Raw genomic sequence first — 26,239 nt, 5'->3', positions numbered from 1 at the left:
ACCACCACTGTTCTCACCTACGAGTGCCTGACGGCTCCCTCTCCCTGTGGGAGAGGGTTGGGGTGAGGGGCAACATTTTGGAGCGTACATCATGACCATTGCTGTGCAGTTTATCGATGTCTCGCGCATTTTCGGCGATGTTCGCGCCGTAGATCGGGTTTCTGTTGAAATACAGGACGGCGAGTTTTTCTCCATGCTTGGGCCTTCTGGCTCGGGTAAAACCACCTGCCTGCGGTTGATTGCCGGCTTTGAGCAACTGAGCTCCGGCTCCATCCGCATTCATGGGCAAGAGGCGAGCAATCTGCCGCCTTATCAGCGCGATGTGAATACCGTGTTCCAGGACTATGCGCTGTTCCCGCATATGTCAGTGCTGGAGAACGTGGCCTACGGCCTGATGGTGAAAGGCGTTGCCAAGCGTGAACGACTGGCCCGGGCAAATCAGGCATTGGAAAGCGTGGCGTTAGGGTTTGCCGCTGAACGTAAACCGGCGCACCTTTCCGGCGGCCAGCGTCAGCGCGTGGCTCTGGCTCGTGCATTAGTCAATCGCCCACGCGTACTGCTGCTGGACGAACCGCTCGGGGCGTTGGACCTGAAATTGCGTGAGCAGATGCAGGGGGAGTTGAAGAAGCTGCAACGCCAATTGGGCATCACCTTTATCTTCGTCACGCACGATCAAAGCGAAGCCCTGTCGATGTCCGATCGGGTGGCGGTATTTAACAATGGCCGTATTGAGCAGGTAGATGCGCCACGCGAACTGTATATGCGGCCAAGAACGCCGTTTGTTGCCGAGTTTGTCGGCACGTCCAACGTGGTACGCAGCGAACTGGCGGAACGGTTGCTGGGGCAATCGGCCACCTTCTCGATCCGCCCGGAGCATATCCGCCTGCTGGATCAAAGCGGCGCAACGCAAGGGGAAGTTCAGGTTCAGGGCACCTTGCAGGATATCCATTACCAAGGGGCGGCGACACGCTATGAAATCGCCCTCAGCAGCGGTGAGAAACTGCTGGTCAGCCAGGCTAACCCGCAGTGGCAGGCCGTGGCACAGCAGCGCCTGATCGGCCAGCCGGTCACCGCCTGTTGGGCCAGAGAGGCAATGGTACCGCTGCTGGAGGAGAGGTGAGATGGACATGAGCATCGAGCAGCCGGCAGCGCCCGGCGGTAAAATTCGCGCGATTTCAACCTACCTGTACCGCAAGCCAACGCTGTATCTGCTGTTATTGCTGGTGCCACCGCTGCTGTGGTTTGGGGCGGTGTATCTGGGCTCGTTGCTGACCTTGCTGTGGCAGGGTTTTTACACCTTCGACGATTTCACCATGACGGTGACGCCGGATCTGACCTTTGCCAACCTGAGCGCGCTGTTCAACCCGGCCAACTACGACATCATCGTGCGTACGCTGACCATGGCAGTGGTGGTTTCGCTGGCCAGTGCGGTATTGGCATTCCCGATCGCCTATTACATGGCCCGCTATACCAGCGGCAAGGTGAAGGCGTTCTTTTATATCGCCGTGATGATGCCGATGTGGGCCAGCTACATCGTTAAAGCCTATGCCTGGACGCTGCTGCTGGCGAAAGACGGCGTGGCCCAGTGGTTCCTGCAACATATGGGGCTGGAGCCGGTATTGGCGAGCATTCTGAGCATTCCCGGCGTAGGGGGTAATACGTTATCCACTTCCGGTCTTGGGCGCTTCCTGGTGTTTGTCTATATTTGGCTGCCGTTCATGATCTTACCGATCCAGGCGGCGTTAGAGCGCTTGCCACCTTCGTTGCTGCATGCTTCTGCGGATCTGGGGGCTCGCCCATCGCAGACGTTCCGCTATGTGATCCTGCCGCTGGCGGTACCGGGGATCGCAGCCGGTTCTATCTTTACTTTTTCGCTGACGCTGGGCGACTTTATCGTGCCACAGCTGGTGGGGCCGCCGGGCTACTTTATCGGCAGCATGGTGTATGCCCAACAGGGGGCGATCGGCAATATGCCGATGGCGGCTGCCTTTACGCTGGTGCCGATCGTCCTGATCGCCATTTATCTCTCGATTGTGAAACGCCTGGGGGCCTTCGATGCACTCTGAACGCGCGCCGTTAGGGCTGAAACTGGCCGCCTGGGGTGGCCTGATCTTCCTGCACTTCCCGATAGTGATTATCGCCATGTACGCCTTCAACACCGAAGACGCGGCGTTCAGCTTCCCACCGCGGGGCTTTACCCTGCATTGGTTCAGCGTGGCGGCGGGGCGGCAGGACATTATTGATGCGGTACTGCTTTCGGTGCAGATTGCCTGCCTGGCCACGGCGATTGCGCTGGTGCTCGGCACGTTGGCTGCGGCGGCGCTGTATCGCCGGGACTTCTTCGGCAAGGACAGCATTTCGTTGCTGCTGCTGTTACCTATTGCCTTGCCGGGGATTGTCACCGGTCTGGCGCTGCTGGCGGCGTTTAAGGCGCTGAATATCGAACCGGGGATCATGACGATCGTCATCGGCCATGCCACCTTCTGCGTGGTGATCGTGTTCAACAACGTGATCGCCCGCTTCCGCCGTACCTCACACAGCCTGATCGAAGCTTCGATGGATTTGGGGGCTGATGGCTGGCAGACCTTCCGTTACGTGATCTTGCCGAATCTGGGCTCGGCACTGTTGGCGGGGGGGATGCTGGCGTTTGCCCTGTCATTTGACGAAATCATCGTGACCACCTTTACCGCCGGGCACGAACGTACGCTGCCGCTGTGGCTGCTGAATCAACTGGGCCGCCCACGTGATGTGCCGATCACCAACGTGGTGGCGCTGTCGGTGATGGTATTGACGATGTTCCCGATCCTGGGCGCGTACTACCTGACCAAAGGCGGAGAAAGCGTCGCTGGTAGCGGTAAATAACACCTTAATTGATGCCAATATTTCCAAAGGATAACCCTATGCAAAGCCAACTGCTGATTAATGGTCAACTGGTTACCGGCCAGGGCGAAAAGTTGCCGGTCTACAACCCGGCGACGGGAGAAGTGATTGTGCAGGTGGCCGAGGCCAGCGCACAGCAGGTTGAAGAGGCCGTGCTGGCCGCCGATGCGGCGTTTGAACAGTGGGGGCAAACCACCCCGAAAGAACGTGCTGAGCACTTACTGGCGCTGGCGGACGTGATTGACCAGCATGCGGAAACCTTCGCCAAACTGGAATCCCTCAACTGCGGCAAGCCTTATCACTGCGCGTTGAATGACGAATTGCCTGCGGTGGCCGATGTCTTCCGCTTCTTTGCCGGTGCCAGCCGTTGCCTGAGTGGTATGGCGGCCGGTGAATATCTGGCGGGACACACCTCGATGATCCGCCGCGATCCGCTGGGTGTGGTGGCTTCGATTGCTCCCTGGAACTACCCGCTGATGATGGCCGCCTGGAAGTTGGCACCCGCGTTGGCGGCGGGGAACTGCGTAGTGATCAAACCTTCTGAACAGACGCCGCTAACCACCTTCAAGCTGGCCGAACTGGCTGCTGGCGTGTTTCCGCCGGGCGTACTCAACGTGTTGTTTGGCCGTGGTGCCAGCGTGGGCGATGTGCTGACCGGCCATGACAAGGTGCGCATGGTATCTCTTACCGGTTCTATTGCTACCGGCGAGCATATCATTGCCCATACCGCACCTGGGATTAAACGCACCCATATGGAGCTGGGAGGCAAAGCGCCGGTAATCGTCTTCGATGATGCCGATATCCAGCAGGTTGTTGACGGTATCCGCACCTTCGGTTTTTACAATGCCGGGCAGGATTGCACAGCCGCCTGCCGGATCTATGCGCAAAAAGGCATTTACCCGCAACTGGTGAAAGCGCTGGGTGAAGCGGTGGCCAGCTTGAAGATCGGGCCTCCGGAAGACAGCAGTACCGAATTAGGGCCGTTGATCACTTCCCAGCATCTGGAGCGGGTGATTGGTTTTGTTGAGCGAGCCAAAGCACTGCCTCATATCCAGGTGGTCACCGGGGGTGAAAAAGTCGCTGGCCCTGGCTTCTATTTCCAACCAACGCTGTTGGCAGGCGCGCGCCAGGAAGATGAGATCGTCCAGCGTGAAGTGTTTGGCCCGGTAGTGACGGTGACGGAATTCGACGACGAAGCGCAGGTGCTGGCCTGGGCCAACGCCTCCAATTACGGCTTGGCTTCCTCCTTGTGGACGCGTGACGTAGGGCGTGCCCATCGCCTGAGCGCGCGTTTGCAGTATGGCTGCACCTGGGTCAACACCCACTTTATGCTGGTGAGCGAAATGCCGCACGGCGGGCAGAAGCTGTCTGGCTATGGCAAAGACATGTCGATGTACGGGCTGGAGGATTACACCACCATTCGCCATGTGATGTTCAAACACTAATCTGCTTGATCTGGCTGGATTTATACGCACAATAACGCGGCTCTCAGGCTGGCTTCGGCTGGCCTGATAATAATAAAGAATAAAAGGACGCTTTTATGGCTATCACCCGTCGCGATTTTCTTAATGGGGTGGCGATCACCATCGCCGCCGGGCTAACGCCGATGCAGATCCTGCGCGCATCGCCGCAAGCCGCCCATCAAACCCTGTATTACCCACCCGCGTTAACTGGCCTGCGTGGTAATCACCCAGGCTCATTTGAACATGCCCACCAACTGGGGCGTGATGGCAAAACCTTTGATTTTGGCAGCCTGCCGATCGAGGAGGAATTCGATCTGGTGGTCGTCGGCGCTGGTATCAGCGGACTGGCGGCGGCCTGTTTCTGGCAGCAGATGAAGGGCAAACAGCAACGTATTTTGCTGATTGATAACCATGATGACTTTGGCGGCCACGCCAAACGTAACGAATTCAGCAGCGAGAACGGTACTCTCCTTGGCTACGGGGGCAGCGAATCGCTACAGTCGCCGCGTTCCAACTTCAGCCCGGTCGCCATGGGGTTGCTGAAAAATCTGGGCGTTAGCCTGGACGGTATGGAAAAGGCCTTCGACACCACCTTCTACCCAGACCTGAATCTCAGCCGTGGCGTCTACTTCGATCGCCAGAACTTTGGCGTTGATAAGGTGGTGAGTGGCGATCCGGGCCGAGTGGTGGCGGATGATATTCCGCGCGATCGCCTCAATGGTCGCTCTTATGAAGATTTTATCAACGACTTCCCGTTGCCGCAGGCCGATCGCCAGGCCTTGATTGCGCTGCACACCGTCGAAAAAGACTACCTGCCGGGGCTGAGCCAGGAAGAGAAGGTGGCCTGGTTGGACAAGCACAGCTATAGCCAGTTCCTACGTGAGAAAGTGGGGCTGAGCGAAATGGCGATCCGCTATTTCCAGCAAACCACCAACGATTTTCAGGCCGTCGGCATTGATGCGACCTCATGCAGCGATGCCCGCATCTGTGATCTGCCAGGCTTGAGCGGTATGAACCTGCCGCCGCTGGACGAGGAATCGCAGGCCGATCTCGACGATCCCTATGTATTCCACTTCCCGGATGGCAACGCTACGCTGGCTCGTCTGATGGTGCGTCATTTGATCCCTGCGGTGGCACCGGGTGGCAAAGATATGAACGACGTCATCCTGGCGCAGTTTGATTACAGCCAGCTGGATCGCCCAGAGTCGCCGGTGAAACTACGCTTGAACAGCACCGGGCTGCACGTGGCCAACGTGGGTGATAAGGCCGAGGTGGCCTATATCAACGGCGAGAAGATGGTCAAAGTGCGTGCCGGGCAGGTGGTGATGGCCGGTTACAATATGATGATCCCTTATCTGATCCCGGAAATGCCTCACGAGCAGCAAGAAGCGCTGAAGCAGAACGTCAAATCGCCGTTGGTGTACAGTAAGGTGGTGATCCGCAACTGGCAGCCGTTTATCAAACTGGGGGTGCACGAAGTCTATTCTCCTACCGCGCCTTACAGCCGGGTGAAACTGGACTATCCGGTAAGCATGGGGGGATATCAGCACCCGCGCGATCCAAACCAGCCTATCGGGCTGCATATGGTGTATGTGCCGACCTTGTCCGGCAGCGGCCTGAGCCCGCGTGAACAGTCGCGCAAAGGACGAGCGCTGTTGCTAGGAACCCCGTTTGAGGTACACGAGCAGATGATCCGTGAACAGTTGCAGGGCATGTTAGGTGATGCCGGATTTGATCATCAGCGGGATATTCAGGCGATCACCGTCAACCGCTGGTCGCATGGTTACTCCTATTTCCTCAACGGCATGTTCGATGATGAAGATGAGGCTAAAAAGATCATCGAAACCGCGCGGCAGCCGATCGGCAAGATCGTCATTGCCAATTCTGATTCCGACTGGAGCCCGTATGCCAACTCGGCGATCGATCAGGCTTGGCGAGCAGTGAATGAACTGGCTTACGGCAAAGTGGCTGCCAAGGAGGGGGTATGACATTACGTCCGTTGTATCTGATGCTGTTACTGGCTGGTGGCTCGGCTCACGCCATGTCCGCCGGTGAATACGTGGCCAAGGCAGGGGACTGTACGGCTTGCCATACGGCTCCGGGTGGTAAGGAACTGGCGGGTGGGATGAAGTTCCCAACGCCGGTGGGGGATATCTATGCCACCAATATCACACCGGATAAACAGCAAGGTATTGGCAGCTACAGCTTTGAAGAGTTCGACCGTGCCATGCGGCAGGGCGTGGCCAAAGATGGGCATCGCCTGTATCCCGCCATGCCTTATACCTCTTACGCCAAAATGAGCGAACAGGACATGCGCGCTCTCTATGACTACCTGATGCACGAAGTCCCGTCGCAAGACACTGCCAACCGGGAAAGCGATATCAGCTGGCCAATGTCCATGCGTTGGCCGTTAGCGGTATGGAATACGTTATTCCATGAAGACCAAACCTATCAGCCAGACAGTAAGCAAAGCGCCCAATGGAATCGCGGCGCCTATCTGGTGCAGGGGTTGGGTCACTGTGGCAGTTGCCATACTCCGCGCGGCTGGGCGATGCAGGAACAAGGGCTGGATAACCAATCCCCAGAGTTCCTGAGCGGCGCAGAGTTGGATGGTTGGTATGCACCGAGCCTGCGTGGGTTGAAGCCGGATGATGTGGTTGCGCTGCTGAAAAGCGGCCGTAGCCGACATGCGGCTGTGGCCGGGCCGATGAGTGACGTGGTGGCGCACAGCACACAATATCTCAGTGATGACGATTTAAAGGCTATCGCGCAGTATGTACACAGCCTGGAGATAGAAGCACCGAAACCTGTAGCAACCATGGCGGCATCAAGCGCGAGCATGGCTTCTGGCGGGCAGACCTATGCGATGTACTGCTCAACTTGCCATGGCAATAAGGGGGAGGGGAGCGACAACGTAATACCTGCTCTGGCGGGTAATCTGTCGGTGACGGCGGAAAATCCGCTGACCGCCTTGCGCGTGGTGCTGGAAGGCGCTCACACGCCGGTCACCCAACATGCCACGGCGATCGTTATGCCGGGTTATGGCTGGGTGCTCAACGATCAGAAGACTGCCGATCTGATGAGCTATCTGCGTGGAAGCTGGGGGAACCAGGCTGCGCCGGTGACGGCGGAACAGGTACGGGATGCGTGGAAGCGGACTAAATAACAGGGTGTTGCGGTGTGTCACTCTGTGCTTGTTTTATAGGGTTCGAACATGTTCGAACCCTATAACTTCAGCCACTTATTGTTTTTTATTTCCCTTACTTTATCAGTCAACGCAAAACAATCCTCCAGCGGTTCTCCATCTAACGCCCAGTATTCAATTAACTGAAAATGCTTCTGATGATTGTTTGAAAGCAAACCTAATGCTTTAACGATAACATCATCATTTGCATCCATTCCCATATTTAAACAATCATTAGTAACATCAAGTATCAATTGCATCAGCAAATCTTGCTCAGATTCAGAGTAACTATAATTTGAGTAAGTTAAGATATATTTTTCAGCCATTCCTCAGTGCGAAATCCCTCAGGTAATTCATATGCCCAATCTTGGGTGAACTCATCCCCGCAAGGTAAGCCAAGATCTCTACATATACGCTCTATTGAATTCATTTTATGTTTCTCTATATTTTTTGAGATGTGTTGAGTTATAAAGTTTATAGTGCTTCATGTAGACGCCGAACACTTGTAGTGTGACGTTATTTTGGGATTGGTAGTTTTTAAATCAAAACTCACCGCACTCCAATAGATTGATATTTAATCCATTTTCTTTCAAAAATCGTTTCAATTTTATTTTTGATCACATTTTGCTCGTTCAGGTTTCCATAAATGAATAGTATGACAATATCCATAGACATAGAGAGATAAAAAAGGGGAGTGGCGCTATTTTGATAAAAATTACCTTTGTGGACGAAGCCGATATTCTTTTTACGTGAATAGACCATGTCATAATCATTGATTAAGTCACAAGTGATTTTATTTATAAAATCATCAATAATCTTGTCTACTTTAGCAAATAGTTCTAGACCCATAATGCTTACTGTCCTCCTGAGCTAGTATAGCTCTGATGAATAATAACGATACCGACTTTAGTACAACTTGCTTTCTACATCATGGAAATACCCATTCAAAATGAGCGACTGTGGAAAGGACTCAATAAACGCTACCGTCAGATTGCCTGAAGCGCGGCGTACCGCGCCTACGGCAATCTGACTTTTATCAATTATCAACCCCGGCGGGACCTTACCAATGCTTCAATTCCACTACATGTTACCAGTTGCGTTGAGTGAAATTGTTTACTTAATGCATCAGTCAAGGCGATTTTTGTTGGTAGTTAATTATTTTATCACCTTAACTCTTCACTGAGTAAATTAAATTCATCACTTTCATCATCAAATTTATAAGTATAAATCTTATCACTTGAATACACATGTCTACTAACATGTGTAACATCTTTGTTTTTCAGTGCTTCCTTAATGAATTTATCTTGTTCAACTATATTACTAACATGAACATATAGGCCATAATCTTTCAGATCCTCATCATACTGTTCCTCACCCTCTATATTTTGAATGATGTCTATTTTTCCATTATTATCGAAATCGAAAGTATTGTGTTCTCCTAGGTAACTCCCTTCTCTTTCTGTATATTCCATATCTAGCATGGATGAAAATAACTCACTATAGAGAGCCATGTCATTACTCTTAATCGCTAGGGTGTCATATTTTTTAACTTTATTTTCAGTAGTCATTATTTATTTACCTTTAATGAAGGTCGTCTCAATGCCTCAGTTGAATTATCAAAAAGCATGAGTTCAACATCTCTACCAGATATTTGACTAAGCTTAAGCCTAAGATCATCTAACTTCAAATATTCTGCCTGATTATCAGTAAGTGGCCCTATACGTAGAGGGCCTGTTTTTTGTTTGAATTTTTTATCTTTTGGTGCATTTAAAGCCCCTAAGTATAAATCATCGTTAACTATCGCAATATCAAAATCGCTTCTGCGGTTAACATCAAATTTTTCGCCTGTCGAGTGCTTATACCCTGTTGCTGAGCTACCTTGGAAATAAACATCAGTATTAGGGGGGTAAGTCATCTAACAATACTTTCTTAAATGTATTATATTCCTCAAGTGAATTAAAACCATGAGGAATTTCTGTACGATAACCAGGATTACTTAGCTCCTTACAAGGATCACTCGCCAGCCCCAGCGGATCCACCCATCCGGTCGGGTTAGGCACATACTGCGTCTGGTTCAGTCCACCGGCCAGCCCAATAGGGTCAGGGGTGATAAATCGGGCTGTCTCCGGCGAATAATAACGATACCGGTTATAGTGTAGCCCGCTCTCCGCGTCGAAGTACTGGCCCTGAAAACGCAGCGCCTGCGGCACAGATTCAACGAACGCTACCGCCAGATTGCCGTAGGCACGGTACGCCGCGCTCCAGACAATCTGTCCTTTGCCGTTGACCTGTTCCTGTGGCGTTCCCTGGTGGTCATTCAGGTGGTAGTAAATTGGCCTTTGCCCAGCAACTGCGCCAGTGGCACAAAGCTGCTAGGGCTAGGTTACCGGAAGTGCGATAGGGCGGATTCCCGGTAATCTGGCTTTAAATTTTTATTTAATCAATAATGCACCTTTGCTTTCAGGATCGAAGTTATCAGGCCATATTGTAAGCCTATTATAAGTAGCTTGATTAAAGCTAGCTGTTTCAATTCTTGATGATGATAAGTTGGCCCCACTCAACTTTGCGTTGTTAAAGTTAACACAAAATAAGTCAGCCTCAGATAAATTCGCGTTAATCATATTTGAACCAAGAAAAAAAGCTCCCATCAGTTTTGCATTTGATAAATTGCAATTAATTAGTGATGCATTTAAAAAATTAGCATTCATTAACAATGAATTGGAAAGGTCAGAAAAATCAAGAACGCAGTTGGAGAAGTTAGCACTTCGTAAATTGGCGCTTTCAAAATTAGCTTGGCGTAATACATAGCCCTCAAAAATAGCCGTATGTAAAGATGCGCTAGAGAAATCGAAACCCTCTAAACTAGATGCATTGATAACTTTAACTTCTCCAGATTCAAATTTAATAATAAACATTAATTATTGCCCCAATCAGTTGGATCAACTATTGTTTCATGCATTGGCTTGACTCTAGGTATATTACTTGGGGATAATGTCCCCGCACCTATTTCAGGAAGGACTCCAACGACCTTTCCTGCAACATATCGATGGTTACCCTCAACGATTACATTACCATCAACTTTGATCGGAGGTGCAATGTCTCCTTTCAATAATCGGTCAACATAGCGTTGAACAGCAGGGAGTGAAACCATCCCCTGTACTGTTTGGAGAGAATCTCCTTTTAAAGCTGTGTGAATAACTTCAGGTGTAACGTCGGCACCACGCGTGATCTTAGGGATCTCCGGCTCACCCGTCTTCACCCCAGCCGGTATATCTGAGTCCGGAGGGCACCCCCTCTTCACACTAGTCAACCCCAGCGGATCCACCCACCCAGTAGGGTTAGGCACATACTGCGTCTGGTTTAGGCCACCGGCCAGCCCAATAGGGTCAGGGGTGATAAACCTTGCGGTCTCCGGTGAGTAATAACGATGCCGGTTATAGTGCAACCCGCTTTCTGCATCGAAGTACTGCCCCTGAAAACGCAGTGGTTGCGGCACAGATTCAACGAACGCTACCGCCAGATTGCCGTAGGCGCGGTACGCCGCGCTCCAGGCAATCTGTCCTTTGCCGTTGACCAGTTCCTGCGGGGTGCCCAGATGGTCATTCAGGTAGTAGTAAATCTCCGACTTGCGTCCTTTGCCCAGTAACTGCGCCAGCGGCACAAAGCTACCGGGGCTGTACAGGTAGCTTTTATAGGTCGCCAGGTGCGCCGGTTTTGGGTCATCCGCCGTAAAGATATTATCATCGTCGGCGCATTCTGCCACCATCCGCTCGCCCTGCCAGAAGAACCGGGTTATGGCATTAGGCCGTTGGGCCAGCAGGTCCTGCTTTTGGATACGCCGACCAAAGGCATCATAGGTATAGGCAAAATGGGTTTTCTGCCCCTGGCGCTGTTCAATGAACTCCACCAACCGGTGCTGGCAGTCATAACGGAACTCCCGCACCCACAGTGGCTTGTTGCTGCGCACTTCATGTGTCAGGTTGCCAAACTCGTCATATTCGAACTGCACATCGCCTTTCTGCTTCAGCAGGTTGCCACGCACTTGTGTTCCACGGGAGGCAGCATCGTTCCCCAATACGTTACCCGCTGCATCGTGCGTAAACCGTTCACTGATACCCCGCCAGCGCAGCGCCTGCGGCAAGGCTTCAGGGTAGGCTATCGGGTGGTGCAGCGCTTCGGTCAGGCGATGTTGCTTATCGTAGCGGTATTCCCGGTTGCCTTTGTGCGGGTCGAGGATCTGCGTCAGGTTGCCTGCCGGGTCGTACTCGTAGCGGCGCTGCATCACCGGTGTTACGTCTGGGGCGTCACCCTCCATTTCTGCCTGTACCACGGCGGTAGCCCGTTGATAGCGCAGGCGTTGCTGTCCGTCATAATCAAACTCGCTCACCACCTTGCCGGTGATACGCCGGGTTTCCTGCTCACCGCGATACTGGTGCTCACTCAGCACCTGGCCATTGAGTGCAATACGCGAGACCTGCCCCTGCTGGTACTGGTAGGCCAGAATGTTGCCGTCGGGCAGGCATTGGCGTGTCAGGTTACCTGCGCTATCGTAGCCGTAAAACAGGCTGGCGAAGCCCTGATACTCTTCCGTCAGCCGCCCGACTTCATCGTAACCGTAAGCCAGCGGCCACTGCCCGTCGTCCACCAGCCGCAGGCGGTTAAAGGTGTCGTAGGCGTAGCTGATTTCCTTGCCGTCCGGCAACACTTTGCGTACCAGTCGTCCGGCAGCATCCCGCTCATAGCGGGTAACCAATGCGGTCTGTTCACTCTGGCTGGTGCCGTACTCGGTGCGCTGGGTCAGGTGCCCGTTCAGGTCGTAGTCATAGAGGAAGTGGCGTCCGTCAACGGTGTGTTCTTCACTCACCAACCCGTTGGGGTGATAGGCCAACCGATGGTGTTCACCGTTCTGGTTGATGATGTCGCTGACTAAACTCTTCGGACTGTCATAACGGTATTCCACCTGGCTGAGGTCGGGGTAAATCACCCGGCTCACCAAACGGGAATTTGGATAGTATTCGTATTGGGTGGTCAGTCCCTTTTCATCACGCTCATTGGTGACCTTGCCGTAGGCGTTGTACCGGTAGTGGCGCACCGTGCCGTCATGCGCGTGAATAGCCTCCAGCCGGTTGGCGGCATTCCAGGTATAACGGGTGCCGTTGACCCCGGCCTCGTCCAGTGGGCTGTCGCTGTGCCGGATCACTTGCCCCAGCAGGTTGTAACGGTAGTAGTGGGTCAGCCCGTTGCGCTGATGGTGTTCCAGCACCTGGCCAAACGCATCGCGGACAAAGCGCTCGCGGCTGCCATCCGGGTATTGCACCTCGTTGAGTGCCCCTTGTGCAGACCACAGGTAGTGGCAGGTATTGCCCAATGCATCGGTTTCCTCCGTCAGGTTGCCCTGCGTATCGTAGCGATACCGTTCACGGAGCTTGTCCTCCTGATCGAGGCTCCAGGTGGTTTTCTCTACTACTCGGCCACGCGAATAACGGTATTGGGTCTCCTGTCCGTCAGGCGTTCGCACCCAGGTGCACTGCAGTTCACCGTTATAGTCATATTCGGTGCGGTTGCCCAACGGATCGGTTTCACTCAGCAGCTCACCGCGTTCACCGTATTCATTGAGGTGGGTCGCGCCGTCCGGGTCGACTTTCTTGATCAGACGGCGGAAGCGGGTGTCATGTTGCCAGGTCTCCCGTGAACCGTCCTGATGGACCAGGGTGACGGCCCCGGGTTGCTCATCCCACAAAAAACGTTGGTCAAGGTTAGGCAGGTTGCTCCAGTGGCGCACCGCACGGGCTTGTTTGCCTTCCCCTTGCCATTCCCAATAAAACTCAGCCCCGCCGGCCAACTGCCGCAGGCTGAACACATAATCATCACGATACTGATAGCGCTCGGCCTCCCCGGCCGCATTGATAGCGGCACTCAGTTGCCCCCGCTCATCGTACTCATAGGTCATCAGCGGGTGGAGAGCCTCTTCCCGACCCGATTCTGGGGTCAGGCTCAGCTGCGTCAGGCGCCAGCCTTGAGGCAGCTCCTGATAGCTGAACTGCAAGGCCGCACCAGCCGGATGTTCCAGCCGAACAGGTAAGCCATCGTGATAATGCAGGGTCAACCGCAACTGGCGGTGTGAAAGGCCGGTGATGCGCCCGGTCGTTTGCCCCGTAACCCGATGCACATGCAACACCCAGCCTTCCATGCTACCGGCCATCAGGCAGTAGCTATCGGGCTCTTCGTCCAGATAGGCGGCGGCCCCGGCTACATAGTTAAGCCCGCTTGGGGAAACTTCGATAGGTAATGGCAGAATGGTGGTGAGGGTTTGATGATCGGTCCAGTGCAGTTCATCACCGATAAACTCCACCTGATGTTGCAGGCTATGGCTCCAGCCAAAACCAAATACAGACGTACGTTCGACAGCGGTGGTGCGGTACTGACGCTGGAAGATAAAGGGCGTCAGGCCAATCAGTTGCCCATCGTCCAGAGTAAGCAACTCTTCGCCGTTGATCAGCGAGACCGGGCAGCCGCTGCCGGGGGTGCACTGCGAGTTCACCGTGGAGTGGCCTGCCGCATCTTTCGCGGCGCTGTTATGCACCGCGCCTGAATTATCAGTCAGTTGTGCATGGTTTGATTCGCGTACTTTGTTATTCCGCCCCTGTTTCAACCGGGCACTGGCCTGACGCTTGAGGTTCCATTCACGAGTTTTTTCAAAGAAATGCTTGGCCAGTTTCTCGGTTGCTTGCAGGATAGTCATGAGCCCATCCCAGATGAGTTTCCCCACACTACCCAGTTTTTTTAGCGCCGCTCCCACTTTATAGACCAGGAACGCGACCCCTAACCCTCCGGTCACCAGGGACAGTACGGCTCCGATAACCAGGCCAATCAGGCTATCGCTGATCAGCGAGCCTCCGGCCTCCACCACCGGTCGCAGCAATGTGCCCCACGGGTACATGTACACTTGCAGTTCCACCGAGCGCATAAGCAGATACAACGCAGCTTCGTCATTAAACAGCGCCAGCAACTCACGGGTCATCTGCATGCTGCCCTTCAGCAGTGACTCCAGGTCTTGCTCATCCAGTTCGGGAATGAGATCTTTGTACTTGCTGGCTTCCGAATAGATTTTCTGGCCGTACTCTTTTGCATTGGTCGCCACATGGAAGGCCAGCTTGATATCATCCCACATGGAGAACAAACCGGCGTATATTCCCTTTCTTAGGGCCCCCCACAACTCCTCAGCAAGCTTATCTTTTTGCCACTGCGGTTTGTACGTTAACCATTGCGTCGATAGGGCGCTGTGCATATCCAGCATCAAGCCGTCATAGGCTTGCAGCATCTGGTCGTTGTGCTGTTTCATTTGGTTGTCAGTGGCGATAACACGGTATTTTTTGCCAGCGGTAAGATCAGGAAAGAGCGCCACACCTTGTTCATCGGTTTGCTTCGTCCCCACCAAGGTGTACTTATCCTTATTGGTATTTTCATAGACCTCGATAGTCACATCGGGGATGGGCAGTTCAAACGTGGACTCATAGGCGAGGGCCACTCTGATCTCACCGTTTTTCGGGCAGGTAACCACAGTGCTCTCGAAACTACGCTCATCTTCAGAGGCCACGGTTTTGTTATTGTTGAGCCGTAGGGTTTTTTCCATCTCCAGCGTCGGCCCACCGATTAGGCCGGAAAGCTTGCTGGCGACGGCCCACTCCTTGACAGCCTGCCGATAATCTTTGGTCAGCAGGGTCTTGTTTTTGAAGCCCAGTAAGGCATTGTCAATACTCGCAATATATTCGGTCGTCATAGTCCATTACTCACGGTCGAAAAGAGGAAACGTTGAGGGTGATCACCTCGAACGGATTGGTACGGCGGCTCAGTGCGTCTACCAGAGCCAGGGACAACCGGGCGGTTCGCTTCTTCGGATCTGGTGTCTGTTGCCAGACCTGTGGGTAAAGCCGCAACGCAATCTGGCGCAACACCGGTTCCGGCACGGCTTGATAGAGTTCAAACTCATTCTCGCGCAGCCAGGTCAACTGGTTGGCGATCAGCGGCTCCGGATCTTCATCCAGCAGTGCATCCACCATCCCTTGGGGCACCTGCCACCAGGGGCTAATCTGGGCCTGCGCGGAAGGATCTATCGGGCAGGTAAAACCCTCGCCGTTCACCCAGTAATCGGAGAACACCGGCAGGATAGTGCGCCACTCATCGCCAAAGTAGCGCAGGTAAGCTGGCAGATAACGCCCATCCCAATAGCGGAAAAACACCGCTTTGCCGCTGGGCATAATCACCTGCGTCAAACCGGCAAGGTGGGCCGCCAGGGCAGCCTGTGGCAACGGTGAACGTGCCAGCCAGCCCCAGTTGCGTAAAGGGGTATCTGCCACCCAGCGTAAGAATGGGCTGCCTTCGTTAAGCTGCACCAGCACCGGCATCACTTCAAACCAGTTGGCATAGGGTGTGTTGGCGTAAAGCCCGTACGGCGTGCGGCTGCCGTCCTCACGGTAATAGGCTTTGATGCCTTGCGCGCCATGGGTGTTGGCCAGGACTGCGTATAACTGTGTGCCCGTCGTTTCTCTTACCCAGTCCTGTAAGGTCTGTTGCATCTCTGTACCTCCTTGAAGATGACGCAAATAGTGAGTCCACTGATGCGTTCAACGTACACTTTCCATAATTAACAACGTGAATGAGCAGGTAAGGCTGCCAAAAAAGGTATTAGCCTGACGGGAGTATGGCGAGAGTGGTGGATCAGATTACTGGCGAAAATACAGCGAGGTGCTGAAAGCTGGATCATCCTTGCGCTCCATGCAAAGTCCTTATCAATGGGGCGTAGATTTACCACAGTGTCGGATTAAAAACGATAGCGAAAAGGGGAATAACATTAAGGAAATTGTAGATTTTAGATTGAGCTCAAACTGACAATATCATTGATTATTATCGCGGGCACCGTTTCTTCGGCACCCGCACTTGGCACGCAAATTAATCAATAACATTCGCACCTGATAATGTTACCAAGAGACTAGAGCCTTACAGCACCTTATGCGGGCCGAAGCATTCGTAGTGGATACGTTCGGCCTCCACGCCCATCGCCAGCAACTGCTTACCCACGTGCTGCATAAACGGCACCGGACCACAGAAGTAGTAATGCATTTGCGGATCGCTCAACTCGCTACGCAATGCGCTCAGATCCATCAGGCCCTGGCTGTGATAATCGCGGCCCTGCACATCATCGGCATTAGGTTCACGGTACCAGACATGACGGCTCAGATTAGGCATGCGCCCGGCGATATCCGCCACTTCGTCGGCAAAAGCATGCACTGAACCGTTTTCTGCTGCATGCAGCCAGTGGATGTTGGCAGGATGCTGATTGTCGTGCAGGGTGTTAAGCATCCCCAGCATTGGCGTTTGGCCAACGCCTGCCGAGATTAATGCCACCGGTGTAGTAGGTTCCACCTGCAGGAAGAAATCGCCGTGTGGTGCCGCGAGATGAATAATATCGCCTTCTTTGGCCTGCTGATGCAGGAAGTTGGAAACGGCGCCCTGTTCCTCACGTTTGACCGCGATACGGTAATATTCCCCGTTCGATGCGGTGGTGAGTGAATACTGGCGGATCTCCTGATGTTGCAGGCTGCCATCGTTAATATAGACCGCCAGATACTGGCCTGGTTGGTAATCGGCCACGCGGCCACCGTCTACTGGAGCCAGTACAAAGCTGGATATCACCTCACTCTGCGGCTGTTTTTTCACGATGCGGAAGGCACGCAAATCACGCCAGCCACCGTCACTCTTTTCCGTTTCCTGATAGATCTGGCCTTCACGCTGAATAAACACGTTGGCCAGCACTCCGTAAGCTTTTCCCCAGGCATTAAGCACTTCCTGGCCAGGGCTGAGCATTTCGTCCAACGTGGCTAACAGGTGGTGGCCGACAATCTGATACTGATCGGGCTGGATATTGAAGCTGGCGTGCTTCTGGGCAATGCGTTCTACCGCAGGCAGCAGGGCGGCCAGGTTTTCCAGATTGCTGGCGTAAGCGCAGATAGCATCGAACAACGCCTGGCGCTGATCGCCGTTACGCTGGTTGCTCATATTGAAAATATCTTTCAATTCAGGGTTATGAGCAAACATGCGATCGTAGAAGTGGGCGGTCAGTTTGGGGCCGGTTTCGGCTAATAGAGGGATGGTAGATTTAACGGTGGCGATGGTTTGACTATCCAGCATGGTGAGGCTCCTTGGGGATGTTTTTATGGTCATTTAGTAGATGTATTTTAAATGCATCTTATAAAATTACCCCGTGCTTGTAAATATCCCTGTTATTGTTGCGGGGTTGTTAACCGTCGATCGTCTTCACAGAACATGAAAAAAGCGCATTTTGTTGATGAGTAAAACTCCGTTGCCAAAATGTGACCTTTAAGGGTTCAAAGCCTTACGCCACCTGATGCCAATCGTTTGCGTAAAAACCTCTGTCAAGACCTATCTTCGATAGGCCGAAACGGTTTACACTGTGGCCCAGAACCATATGGGTAAAATTATCCCCGTCGTCTTTCAAGCTGCAGCGTTGTTACCTGCACTATCACACCCCAGTCACTTACGAAAAGTAAGCTCCTGGGGATGAGATAGCTTGTCGCCTAGCTGCAGCATGAAATCCATAGGGGAAAGCTAGCTGATTTCAGTCAGGAGATGCCGGATGTTAAAGCGTGAAATGAACATTGCTGATTATGATGCCGAACTGTGGCATGCAATGGAGCAGGAAGTGGTGCGTCAGGAAGAGCACATTGAGCTGATTGCGTCTGAGAACTATACCAGCCCGCGCGTGATGCAGGCTCAGGGTTCCCAACTGACCAACAAATACGCAGAAGGCTATCCGGGCAAGCGTTACTACGGCGGTTGCGAATACGTTGATATCGTTGAGCAACTGGCGATCGATCGCGCCAAAGAGCTGTTCGGTGCCGACTATGCCAACGTGCAACCACACTCAGGTTCCCAGGCTAACTTTGCCGTTTATACCGCACTGCTGCAGCCGGGCGACACCATCCTGGGGATGAACCTGGCACATGGCGGCCACCTGACGCACGGTTCACCGGTGAACCTGTCCGGTAAGCTGTATAACGTGGTGCCTTACGGCATCGACGAAACCGGGCAGATTGACTATAACGATCTGGCCAAACAGGCGCAGACCCACAAACCAAAAATGATCATCGGCGGCTTCTCGGCCTTCTCCGGTGTGGTTGATTGGGCCAAAATGCGTGAAATCGCTGACAGCATCGGCGCTTACCTGTTCGTGGATATGGCACACGTGGCGGGCCTGATTGCCGCTGGCGTTTACCCGAACCCGGTTCCTCATGCCCACGTCGTGACCACCACCACCCACAAAACGCTGGCGGGTCCGCGTGGCGGCCTGATCTTGGCCAAAGGTGGTGATGAAGAGCTGTATAAGAAGCTGAACTCTGCCGTCTTCCCTGGTGGCCAAGGCGGCCCGCTGATGCACGTGATCGCGGGTAAAGCGGTAGCGTTGAAAGAAGCGATGGAGCCTGAGTTCAAGGTTTACCAGCAGCAAGTGGCCGATAACGCCAAAGCGATGGTGAAAGTGTTCCTGGAGCGCGGTTACAAAGTGGTTTCCGGCGGCACCTACAACCACCTGTTCCTGCTGGATCTGGTAGATAAGAACCTGACCGGTAAAGAAGCCGATGCCGCGTTGGGTCGTGCCAACATCACCGTTAACAAGAACAGCGTGCCAAACGATCCGAAGAGCCCGTTTGTGACTTCTGGCATCCGTCTGGGGACTCCAGCGGTGACTCGCCGTGGCTTTAAAGAAGCCGAAGTGCGTGAGCTGGCTGGCTGGATTTGTGACGTGCTCGATAACCTGAACGACGAAGCCACCATCGAACGTACCAAGAAGAAAGTGCTGGATATCTGCGCTCGTTTCCCGGTTTACGCCTAAGTACTTCGATTGGTTTGCAGATAAACCCGCCTCGGCGGGTTTTTTTAGCGTTGTTGCAGCGAAACTGTGAACTGCTTTGCACTCTAGCCCTTTGAGCATGAATGAAGATTGCTGCAAGGTGTGAGCTCTGTCAAAGTATTGCCCTCATCCTGGAGGGAACATGGTTCTGCAATCAACGCGTTGGCTCGCTCTCAGTTATTTCACGTACTTCTTTTCTTATGGCATCTATCTACCGTTTTGGAGCGTTTGGTTAAAAGGTGAGGGCATACCGCCTGAAACCATCGGTATCTTGCTCGGCGCTGGCCTGGTAGCGCGCTTCCTGGGTAGCTTGCTGATTGCTCCACGCGTTAAAGATCCCTCATATTTAATCACCGCGTTGCGTTTGTTGGCATTACTCTCCTTGGCGTTTGCCGTCGGTTTCTGTTTCGGTAATGGCTGGGCCTGGCTGATGCTGGTGATCGCCGGTTTTAACCTGTTCTTCTCCCCGTTGGTTCCGCTGACCGATGCGTTGGCTGCCACCTGGCAACGGCAGATCACTCTGGACTATGGCCGGGTGCGGCTGTGGGGATCGCTGGCCTTTGTGATCGGTTCGGCGTTAACCGGTAAGCTGGTGTCCGTTTGGGGCCATAATGCGATATTGATCAGCCTGTTGGTCAGCATTTTGGCGATGCTGGTGGGCATGTTGCTGAAACCGAGCGTGCTGCCACAAGGTGAGGCTCGGGCGCAGAATGAACCCAGCCGCTCCTGGCGTGAACTGCTCAGCGAAGGACCTGTCTGGCGTTTTCTGCTGTGTGTGACGCTGTTGCAAGGGGCACATGCCGGTTATTACAGCTTTGCCTCCATCTATTGGGAAGAGGCGGGTTACTCTGCGGCAACTATTGGCTACCTGTGGTCTTTGGGCGTGGTCGCAGAAGTGGTTATCTTTGCCAGCAGCAATTTCCTGTTCCGCCGCTGGAACGCGCGTAATCTGCTGTTACTTTCCGCCGTATGTGGCCTGCTGCGTTGGGGCTTGATGGCAACCACGACAGAAATCGGCTGGCTGTTGCTGGTGCAGGTGCTGCACTGTGGTACCTTCACGGTCTGCCATCTGGCGGCAATGCGCTTTATTGCGGCGCGTCAGGGGGCGGAAGTCATCCGTCTGCAGGCGGTTTATTCGGCGCTGGCAATGGGCGGTGGAATTGCCGTTATGACCGTGGTGGCGGGCTTCCTGTTCGAGCACTATCAGGGCGGAGTGTTTTGGGTGATGGTTGCAGTGGTGGTGCCAGCGTTGTTTATTCGCCCACCGGCGGTGGCGGTTAGCAATAGCCGTTAAGGGCTTTCCAGCAGCGCACGGATCGCCTTGCGCTGCTGACGCTCCAGCGGCAGTTCGGTAATAATCAGTATGGGTGGTTGCTCCTGGCTCGGTGTGGCGTAGGGGCTAATCACCAGCGTAATCCCTTGTGGTGCACCAGCAAGCAGGTAGTCGTGCAATGGCTGATATTTGATGTTCAACGGCAATAGCGTCAGTTCGCGGATCTGATATTCCACTTCTTCTTCCAACTGCGGGTTATCCAGCGTCAGCAACAGTATCTGCTTTTCATGCAGCGCGTTGCCCTGCATCAACCAGGCACCAAAGCTGATCGCCACTAGCCCGGCTTCTTCCCGCGAAAATTGAATCCCATATTCCTGTTCAAACGGCGCTAACGCCTCCTGCGTGGTGCGCATCAGACGGGGATATTTACGGACTACCTCTTCCAGTAGCGTATTGTCGATGCCGATAGCAAACCGGCAGCGTTCCACGGCAGGGGCCAAATGGGCAAACAGCTGGCTGATTAACCCCTCCTGGCTGCTGAAATGCATGCCGGAGATCTGCTGGAAGCGTTCCACCACCTGCCCAATGGCCGCCATCAGGCGTTGGTCCTCTGGCGAATCGCTGCTCTGGTAGCTGTGACTTTTCAGCAGGGTAAACATCAACGCCAGGAAGTCGCATTCTCTACTATCACCGGGCTGGCCAAATAGCTGATTCAGCGCTTGATGCAGTTCCGCTGCTGCCAGGTGCTCTGGCTTGCTTTGCAGCCACTCATGCTGGCGGCGATCAAATTGAGGATGGCGCTGATGCTGGCTAGCCCAGACGCAATAACAAAGATAGTGTTGCAAAAACAGTCGGTCACGCTGTTCAAAACGGCGGTTAAGGCGCTGTTCACATTGGTTGATGCACAATTCCAGTGCCGGAAGCTGTTGGTGCTGAAGTTGCATCGCCCGCTGAAACTGAGGGCCAAAGTGTTGTTCGACAAACTCAGGGCTGCAACGCAAGGCTCGCCGTAGCCATTGGAGCAGACACAAGCGAAGATCCAGCGCGCTGCCCTGGATCTGGTAGCCTTCGTCGGGATCGCCGCTGATTTCCAGATGATGGAAATGCTGGATCTCGCTGGCAACCTCGGCTATATCTTGCCGGGTAATGAGCATGTCTACGCCGTTGATTTGGCCGATTGTTTCCAGTTGTACCGAGGGTACTGGCGCATACAGCATCAGCAGTAAATGACAGCGCCGTTGTTGACCGGAGAACTCAGGCGCAGAAGAAGTCTCCAGGCTCATATCACCTTCTGGCAGGTCGTGTTTAAATTATGTTTAAGCATAGCAAAAGGCTCTGCGGGGCGTGGCAGTTACCCCTGCTTTTACTTCGGCTTACTACTTTCGTCACAGTTATTCGGCTTGTTAACGCCGGTTGAGGTTTTGTTGATGTTATATTATAACAATAAAAAGTATGCTTGGAGGATGAAACTCCGCGCCCTGGTGGCCTGCTTGGTAATGATGATCAGCATGGGGGCACTGGCCCACCCACACAGTTTTATCGATATGAACACCACCTTTGTGGCTAAGGATCAGAAGCTGACCGGTTTAAAAATGGTTTGGGTAATGGATGAGATCACCTCGGCGGATCTACTGTATGACGCAGAAAATGCCAACAGCGATTCAGAAGTCTGGAAAAAACTGGCGGCGGAAGTGATGGCTAACGTCCTCGGGCAGCACTATTTCACCGATATTTACCGCGCAGGCAAACCGGTGAAATACCTCAACCTGCCAACCGAATACCATCTATCCCGGCAGGGCCATAAAGCCGTGCTGGAATTTGTGTTGCCGCTGGCGGAGCCGCAGCCGCTGGTGGGGAAACCCTTTGAGATTGCCACCTACGATCCCACCTATTTTGTGGACATGACCTATCAGGATCAAAAGGCGTTGCATCTGCCGCCAGAAATGGCAAAGCAGTGCAAATTCAGCCTGATGACACCAAAGCCCGATTCGTCATTACAAGCCTACGCATTGTCTCTCGATAAGAACGACTCGCCCGGTGAAGATATGGCATTAGGGCAACAGTTTGCCCAGCGGGTGACGTTAACATGTCAGTAAACCTCAGCAAGACCAGCAAACCTCAGCGCCATTGGGCCTTCAGCCTGTGGCCGTTGTTGCTGTTCTTTATTCTACTGGCAGCGGTGGGTCATTGGGTTTGGCATTACTGGCCGCAGCTGTTGATGCAAAGCGTGGTGTGGCAGAAAGGGCTACATCAGGAAATGGCGGCCTTGCTGCAACAGGTCAAGGCGGCTCCCCAGCAAGCGGGAGTGGCGCTGATGCTGTTCAGTTTAGGTTATGGTGTGTTGCATGCCCTGGGGCCGGGCCACGGTAAAGTGGTGATCGCCACCTATCTGGCTACCCACCCGGCACGGTTGAAAAGCAGCCTGAAGCTGACGTTTGCCGCCTCCGTGGTGCAGGGATTGGTCGCGATCGTCCTGGTCACGCTAGTGCTGGTGGTGCTGCAACTTTCTTCCCGGCAGTTGCATCAAAGTAGTTTCTGGCTGGAGAAGGGCAGTTTTATTCTGGTGATCCTGCTCGGTGTCTTGCTCAGTTGGCGGGCGTTAAAGCGCTTGTTTATGGCGGTGAAAGCCATGCGGCCTCGGCCTGCGCTGCGCATCAACAGCTTGCAGCCTCTGCCTGCCGATCATGTACATAGCGCGAATTGTGGTTGTGGCCACCGGCATTTGCCGAGCGATGAGGAACTGAAAGCTGGCAATGATTGGCGTACCAAAACGGCGATTGTGCTGGCAATGGGGCTTCGGCCTTGCTCCGGGGCAATCTTGGTCTTGCTGTTTTCCAAGGTGATCGGCGTTTTTACCTGGGGCGTGTTGTCGGCACTGGCCATGGCACTGGGTACCTCGATCACGATTTCCGGGTTGGCGCTGTTGGTGCATTACAGCCGTAAGCTGGCGATACGCATCAGCCGTCAGCGCGCACCGGCGGCCTGGAGTGCGGTTGCTTGGGGGGCGTTGGCGTTAGCCGGAGGGTTAATTCTGCTGTTTGCCGGTGTGCTGCTGTACGTCAGCGCTCAGCCGGAATTTGGTGGCGGGATACGGCCTTTTGCCCGTTGATGACATAAAAAAAGCGCTGCAAATGCAGCGCCTTGATTTTCATCTGAGTTCTTAACGCTTCAGCGCTTCGCTCAGTTCTTCACGCATGTTGGAAAGCAATGCTTTCACCACGCGCGGGTTACCGGCAACCACGTTGCCAGAGCTGAAGTGGTTATGCCCGCCAACAAAGTCGGTGACCAAGCCACCAGACTCACGTACCAGCAGTTCGCCAGCAGCAAAGTCCCAAGGCTTCAGACCAATCTCAAAGAAACCATCAACGCGGCCAGCGGCAACGTAGGCCAGATCCAGCGCGGCGGAACCGGTACGACGGAAATCGGCACATTGGGTGAACAGTTTGCCCAGTACGTTGATGTAAGCCGGTGCGTGCTGTTTGACTTTGAACGGGAAGCCGGTCGCCAGGATGGTGCCATCCAGATCTTTGGCATTGGTGCCGCGCAGACGGTAACCATTGAGCTGTGCGCCCTGGCCACGGGTGGCGGTGAACAGTTCGTTGCGCATTGGATCGTAAACCACGGCCACTTCGGTACGGCCTTTAATGCGTACGGCGATGGAAACGGAGAAGTGTGGAAGACGTTTGATGAAGTTGGCGGTGCCATCCAGTGGATCAATCACCCATTGTACATCCTGATCTTCACCGGTTAACTCACCGCACTCTTCACCAATAACGGTGTGTTTCGGGTAAGATTTACGGATGATTTCGATGATCAGACGCTCAGCCTCGCGATCGACGTTAGTGACAAAGTCGTTAGAACCTTTTTGTGTCGCTTCTACAGCGTCTGGAGTCTCGTAATTTTTGGCAATCAGGTTGCCAGCCTTGCGCGCAGCGCGCACGGCGATAGTCAGCATCGGATGCATGGGTATCTTCCACAGGATGTTAAAGAACAGGAAACGGCGCGAAGTATAGCAGGTGTTCGGCAAAATACCTACGACTGTGTTAGGATGCTACGATTTTCCGCAACGCTCAGAGTTTGTATGCTGCACAATATCCGCATTGTTCTGGTTGAAACTTCTCATACTGGCAACATGGGCTCTACTGCCCGTGCCATGAAAACCATGGGGTTAACCAACCTTTATCTGGTCAATCCGCTGGTGAAACCCGATTCTCAGGCGATCGCCCTGGCCGCTGGCGCCAGCGATGTGATTGGCAACGCCACGATTGTCGATACCTTTGATGAAGCCATTGCGGGTTGCCGCTTGGTGGTGGGCACTAGCGCTCGTTCGCGCACCCTCCCATGGCCGATGCTGGAACCTCGCGAATGTGGCGTGCGCGCGGTACAGGAAGGCGAGCAGGGGCCGGTCGCGTTGGTCTTTGGCCGTGAACGCGTTGGGCTAACCAATGACGAATTACAGAAATGCCATTATCATGTCGCCATTCCTGCCAACCCGGATTACAGCTCGCTGAATCTGGCCATGGCGGTGCAAATCCTGGCGTATGAGGTCCGCGTTGCCTTCCTCGATCGCCAGCAGGCAGAGACCACACCGGTGGAAGAGTCGCCGTATCCTCTGGTGGATGATATTGAACGCTTCTATCAGCATCTGGAGCAGACGCTGGTGCGCACCGGCTTTATCCGCGCCGCCCATCCTGGGCAGGTGATGAACCGTTTACGCCGCCTGTTTGCCCGAGCACGCCCGGAAGCGCAGGAGCTGAATATCTTGCGTGGTATGCTGACCTCGATCGAGAAACAGGATAAACAGCAAGGTAATTAATTTTTGCTGTCGCCCGCAGTTAGGCAAGATAGTATTGCTTATCTGTGGGTTATAAGGTGTATTTTATATACATCGGATAGCAAAGCGCACGAAAAGCACGAATACTTGAGTAAATTAGTAGGTTAAATAGTTGACTGATTTACTCGGGAATGTCAGAATTTGGCCCATGTTTGACCAACAGGTAACCAATTAGCTATGAGACTGACATCCAAAGGCCGTTATGCAGTAACTGCCATGCTCGACGTGGCATTACACTCCCAGGAAGGGCCGGTACCACTGGCGGATATTTCCGAACGCCAAGGTATCTCGCTCTCTTATCTGGAACAACTGTTTTCCCGTCTGCGTAAGAATGGCCTGGTGGCCAGCGTGCGTGGGCCAGGCGGTGGTTACCTGTTGGGCAAAGACGCGGACGCTATCGCCGTAGGTGCGGTGATTTCCGCAGTCGACGAATCAGTAGACGCAACCCGTTGCCAGGGTAAAGAAGGCTGCCAGGGAGGCGATCGTTGCCTGACCCATACCCTGTGGCGCGATCTGAGCGAGCGCATCAGCGGGTTCTTGAACAATATTACGCTGGCCGAACTGGTGAACAACCAGGAAGTGCTGGACGTGGCAGACCGTCAAAATAGTGATACGCGCCGCACGGCCAACGGTCGTCTGCAAGAAACGATCAACGTTAATCTGCGCGCATAAGCAGCTG

At 53.7% G+C, this 26,239-nt stretch carries 23 protein-coding genes; 12 read left to right on the top strand and 11 right to left on the bottom strand.

Annotated features, from left to right (window positions below; genetic code table 11):
- The first annotated feature begins 91 nt into the window (after positions 1 to 91).
- The 6 genes from N6G83_RS27045 (at position 92) to N6G83_RS27020 (ending at position 7,509) form a co-directional block, all read left to right on the top strand.
- Positions 92 to 1,120: an ABC transporter ATP-binding protein gene (locus tag N6G83_RS27045; RefSeq protein WP_021178883.1), complete on the top strand. Its 1,029-nt coding sequence runs from the start codon at positions 92 to 94 to the stop codon at positions 1,118 to 1,120.
- A 1-nt stretch (position 1,121) separates the two neighbouring features.
- On the top strand, positions 1,122 to 2,066 hold the full coding sequence (locus N6G83_RS27040) for an ABC transporter permease (RefSeq protein WP_021807702.1): 945 nt from the start codon (positions 1,122 to 1,124) through the stop codon (positions 2,064 to 2,066).
- Positions 2,056 to 2,862 (top strand): ABC transporter permease, encoded by an 807-nt coding sequence (locus tag N6G83_RS27035; protein ID WP_021178881.1) that lies wholly within the window; start codon positions 2,056 to 2,058, stop codon positions 2,860 to 2,862. The genes N6G83_RS27040 and N6G83_RS27035 overlap by 11 nt, the downstream gene beginning before the upstream one ends.
- Before the next feature lie 38 nt (positions 2,863 to 2,900).
- Positions 2,901 to 4,325, top strand: a complete 1,425-nt coding sequence (gene patD, locus N6G83_RS27030; RefSeq protein WP_098930043.1) for an aminobutyraldehyde dehydrogenase — start codon at positions 2,901 to 2,903, stop codon at positions 4,323 to 4,325.
- A gap of 95 nt (positions 4,326 to 4,420) precedes the next feature.
- On the top strand, positions 4,421 to 6,331 hold the full coding sequence (locus N6G83_RS27025; protein ID WP_211134449.1) for an NAD(P)-binding protein: 1,911 nt from the start codon (positions 4,421 to 4,423) through the stop codon (positions 6,329 to 6,331).
- A complete protein-coding gene (locus N6G83_RS27020; protein ID WP_211134448.1) occupies positions 6,328 to 7,509 on the top strand; it encodes a cytochrome c in 1,182 nt (393 codons plus the stop codon). The genes N6G83_RS27025 and N6G83_RS27020 overlap by 4 nt, the downstream gene beginning before the upstream one ends.
- Before the next feature lie 59 nt (positions 7,510 to 7,568).
- Here N6G83_RS27020 and N6G83_RS27015 read toward each other — a convergent pair whose 3' ends face one another.
- From N6G83_RS27015 to hmpA, 9 genes are all read right to left on the bottom strand, one after another.
- Positions 7,569 to 7,853 (bottom strand): hypothetical protein, encoded by a 285-nt coding sequence (locus tag N6G83_RS27015; protein WP_248006575.1) that lies wholly within the window; start codon positions 7,851 to 7,853, stop codon positions 7,569 to 7,571.
- Positions 7,854 to 8,076: 223 nt separating this feature from the next.
- A complete protein-coding gene (locus N6G83_RS27010) occupies positions 8,077 to 8,376 on the bottom strand; it encodes a hypothetical protein (RefSeq protein WP_211134447.1) in 300 nt (99 codons plus the stop codon).
- 314 nt (positions 8,377 to 8,690) lie between these two features.
- Positions 8,691 to 9,095, bottom strand: a complete 405-nt coding sequence (locus N6G83_RS27005; RefSeq protein WP_211134446.1) for a hypothetical protein — start codon at positions 9,093 to 9,095, stop codon at positions 8,691 to 8,693.
- Positions 9,095 to 9,442, bottom strand: coding sequence for a hypothetical protein (locus N6G83_RS27000; RefSeq protein WP_211134445.1), 348 nt, complete (start codon positions 9,440 to 9,442; stop codon positions 9,095 to 9,097). The genes N6G83_RS27005 and N6G83_RS27000 overlap by 1 nt, the downstream gene beginning before the upstream one ends.
- Positions 9,426 to 9,848, bottom strand: a complete 423-nt coding sequence (locus N6G83_RS26995) for an RHS repeat domain-containing protein (RefSeq protein WP_211134457.1) — start codon at positions 9,846 to 9,848, stop codon at positions 9,426 to 9,428. The genes N6G83_RS27000 and N6G83_RS26995 overlap by 17 nt, the downstream gene beginning before the upstream one ends.
- A 111-nt stretch (positions 9,849 to 9,959) precedes the next feature.
- Positions 9,960 to 10,442 (bottom strand): pentapeptide repeat-containing protein, encoded by a 483-nt coding sequence (locus N6G83_RS26990; protein ID WP_211134444.1) that lies wholly within the window; start codon positions 10,440 to 10,442, stop codon positions 9,960 to 9,962.
- Positions 10,442 to 15,307 carry an RHS repeat-associated core domain-containing protein gene (locus N6G83_RS26985; protein ID WP_260524061.1) on the bottom strand — a complete coding sequence of 1,622 codons (4,866 nt, stop codon included), beginning with the start codon at positions 15,305 to 15,307 and terminating at the stop codon, positions 10,442 to 10,444. The genes N6G83_RS26990 and N6G83_RS26985 overlap by 1 nt, the downstream gene beginning before the upstream one ends.
- 10 nt (positions 15,308 to 15,317) lie before the next feature.
- A complete protein-coding gene (locus N6G83_RS26980) occupies positions 15,318 to 16,103 on the bottom strand; it encodes a DUF4123 domain-containing protein (RefSeq protein ID WP_211134442.1) in 786 nt (261 codons plus the stop codon).
- A 421-nt stretch (positions 16,104 to 16,524) separates the two neighbouring features.
- Positions 16,525 to 17,715 carry an NO-inducible flavohemoprotein gene (gene hmpA / locus N6G83_RS26975; RefSeq protein WP_211134441.1) on the bottom strand — a complete coding sequence of 397 codons (1,191 nt, stop codon included), beginning with the start codon at positions 17,713 to 17,715 and terminating at the stop codon, positions 16,525 to 16,527.
- A 466-nt stretch (positions 17,716 to 18,181) separates the two neighbouring features.
- On the opposite strand from hmpA, the gene glyA reads away from it, so the two are divergent.
- A complete protein-coding gene (glyA, locus tag N6G83_RS26970) occupies positions 18,182 to 19,435 on the top strand; it encodes a serine hydroxymethyltransferase (protein WP_024529358.1) in 1,254 nt (417 codons plus the stop codon).
- 160 nt (positions 19,436 to 19,595) lie between these two features.
- Complete coding sequence (locus N6G83_RS26965; RefSeq protein WP_074029474.1) at positions 19,596 to 20,747, top strand: 3-phenylpropionate MFS transporter; 1,152 nt, start codon at positions 19,596 to 19,598, stop codon at positions 20,745 to 20,747.
- Here N6G83_RS26965 and csiE read toward each other — a convergent pair.
- Positions 20,744 to 22,009 carry a stationary phase inducible protein CsiE gene (csiE, locus tag N6G83_RS26960; protein ID WP_211134440.1) on the bottom strand — a complete coding sequence of 422 codons (1,266 nt, stop codon included), beginning with the start codon at positions 22,007 to 22,009 and terminating at the stop codon, positions 20,744 to 20,746. The genes N6G83_RS26965 and csiE overlap by 4 nt on opposite strands.
- 180 nt (positions 22,010 to 22,189) lie before the next feature.
- Here csiE and N6G83_RS26955 point away from each other — a divergent pair, with 180 nt between their 5' ends.
- The gene (locus N6G83_RS26955) at positions 22,190 to 22,822 is read left to right on the top strand and encodes a DUF1007 family protein (RefSeq protein WP_370572216.1); all 633 of its coding nucleotides are present in this window, start codon (positions 22,190 to 22,192) and stop codon (positions 22,820 to 22,822) included.
- Complete coding sequence (locus N6G83_RS26950; protein WP_211134439.1) at positions 22,813 to 23,835, top strand: nickel/cobalt transporter; 1,023 nt, start codon at positions 22,813 to 22,815, stop codon at positions 23,833 to 23,835. The genes N6G83_RS26955 and N6G83_RS26950 overlap by 10 nt, the downstream gene beginning before the upstream one ends.
- Positions 23,836 to 23,886: 51 nt before the next feature.
- Here N6G83_RS26950 and suhB read toward each other — a convergent pair whose 3' ends face one another.
- Positions 23,887 to 24,690, bottom strand: coding sequence for an inositol-1-monophosphatase (suhB, locus tag N6G83_RS26945; protein WP_021178863.1), 804 nt, complete (start codon positions 24,688 to 24,690; stop codon positions 23,887 to 23,889).
- 117 nt (positions 24,691 to 24,807) lie between these two features.
- Between suhB and trmJ the strand changes: the two genes are divergently transcribed.
- A complete protein-coding gene (gene trmJ, locus N6G83_RS26940) occupies positions 24,808 to 25,542 on the top strand; it encodes a tRNA (cytosine(32)/uridine(32)-2'-O)-methyltransferase TrmJ (RefSeq protein ID WP_074029470.1) in 735 nt (244 codons plus the stop codon).
- A 195-nt stretch (positions 25,543 to 25,737) separates the two neighbouring features.
- Positions 25,738 to 26,232, top strand: a complete 495-nt coding sequence (iscR, locus tag N6G83_RS26935) for a Fe-S cluster assembly transcriptional regulator IscR (protein WP_021178861.1) — start codon at positions 25,738 to 25,740, stop codon at positions 26,230 to 26,232.
- Positions 26,233 to 26,239: the final 7 nt, after the last annotated feature.

It is taken from the genome of Serratia sp. PL7 (genome assembly GCF_945957435.1).
The sequence above is the reverse complement of the archived record's forward strand: the minus strand, read 5'-3'. Positions and strand labels throughout refer to the sequence as shown.

Bases quoted from the DNA above. Each gene is read 5' to 3' on its own strand.
- suhB (WP_021178863.1), bottom strand. From the start codon at position 24,690: ATGCATCCGATGCTGACTATCGCCGTGCGCGCTGCGCGCAAGGCTGGC.
- N6G83_RS27025 (WP_211134449.1), top strand. From the start codon at position 4,421: ATGGCTATCACCCGTCGCGATTTTCTTAATGGGGTGGCGATCACCATC.
- N6G83_RS27045 (WP_021178883.1), top strand. From the start codon at position 92: ATGACCATTGCTGTGCAGTTTATCGATGTCTCGCGCATTTTCGGCGAT.
- N6G83_RS26985 (WP_260524061.1), bottom strand. From the start codon at position 15,307: ATGACGACCGAATATATTGCGAGTATTGACAATGCCTTACTGGGCTTC.
- N6G83_RS27005 (WP_211134446.1), bottom strand. From the start codon at position 9,095: ATGACTACTGAAAATAAAGTTAAAAAATATGACACCCTAGCGATTAAG.
- hmpA (WP_211134441.1), bottom strand. From the start codon at position 17,715: ATGCTGGATAGTCAAACCATCGCCACCGTTAAATCTACCATCCCTCTA.
- N6G83_RS26980 (WP_211134442.1), bottom strand. From the start codon at position 16,103: ATGCAACAGACCTTACAGGACTGGGTAAGAGAAACGACGGGCACACAG.
- N6G83_RS26990 (WP_211134444.1), bottom strand. From the start codon at position 10,442: ATGTTTATTATTAAATTTGAATCTGGAGAAGTTAAAGTTATCAATGCA.
- glyA (WP_024529358.1), top strand. From the start codon at position 18,182: ATGTTAAAGCGTGAAATGAACATTGCTGATTATGATGCCGAACTGTGG.
- N6G83_RS26955 (WP_370572216.1), top strand. From the start codon at position 22,190: ATGAAACTCCGCGCCCTGGTGGCCTGCTTGGTAATGATGATCAGCATG.
- N6G83_RS27000 (WP_211134445.1), bottom strand. From the start codon at position 9,442: ATGACTTACCCCCCTAATACTGATGTTTATTTCCAAGGTAGCTCAGCA.
- N6G83_RS27035 (WP_021178881.1), top strand. From the start codon at position 2,056: ATGCACTCTGAACGCGCGCCGTTAGGGCTGAAACTGGCCGCCTGGGGT.
- N6G83_RS27040 (WP_021807702.1), top strand. From the start codon at position 1,122: ATGGACATGAGCATCGAGCAGCCGGCAGCGCCCGGCGGTAAAATTCGC.
- N6G83_RS26950 (WP_211134439.1), top strand. From the start codon at position 22,813: ATGTCAGTAAACCTCAGCAAGACCAGCAAACCTCAGCGCCATTGGGCC.
- N6G83_RS26965 (WP_074029474.1), top strand. From the start codon at position 19,596: ATGGTTCTGCAATCAACGCGTTGGCTCGCTCTCAGTTATTTCACGTAC.
- csiE (WP_211134440.1), bottom strand. From the start codon at position 22,009: ATGAGCCTGGAGACTTCTTCTGCGCCTGAGTTCTCCGGTCAACAACGG.
- N6G83_RS27010 (WP_211134447.1), bottom strand. From the start codon at position 8,376: ATGGGTCTAGAACTATTTGCTAAAGTAGACAAGATTATTGATGATTTT.
- N6G83_RS27015 (WP_248006575.1), bottom strand. From the start codon at position 7,853: ATGGCTGAAAAATATATCTTAACTTACTCAAATTATAGTTACTCTGAA.
- N6G83_RS27020 (WP_211134448.1), top strand. From the start codon at position 6,328: ATGACATTACGTCCGTTGTATCTGATGCTGTTACTGGCTGGTGGCTCG.
- trmJ (WP_074029470.1), top strand. From the start codon at position 24,808: ATGCTGCACAATATCCGCATTGTTCTGGTTGAAACTTCTCATACTGGC.
- patD (WP_098930043.1), top strand. From the start codon at position 2,901: ATGCAAAGCCAACTGCTGATTAATGGTCAACTGGTTACCGGCCAGGGC.
- iscR (WP_021178861.1), top strand. From the start codon at position 25,738: ATGAGACTGACATCCAAAGGCCGTTATGCAGTAACTGCCATGCTCGAC.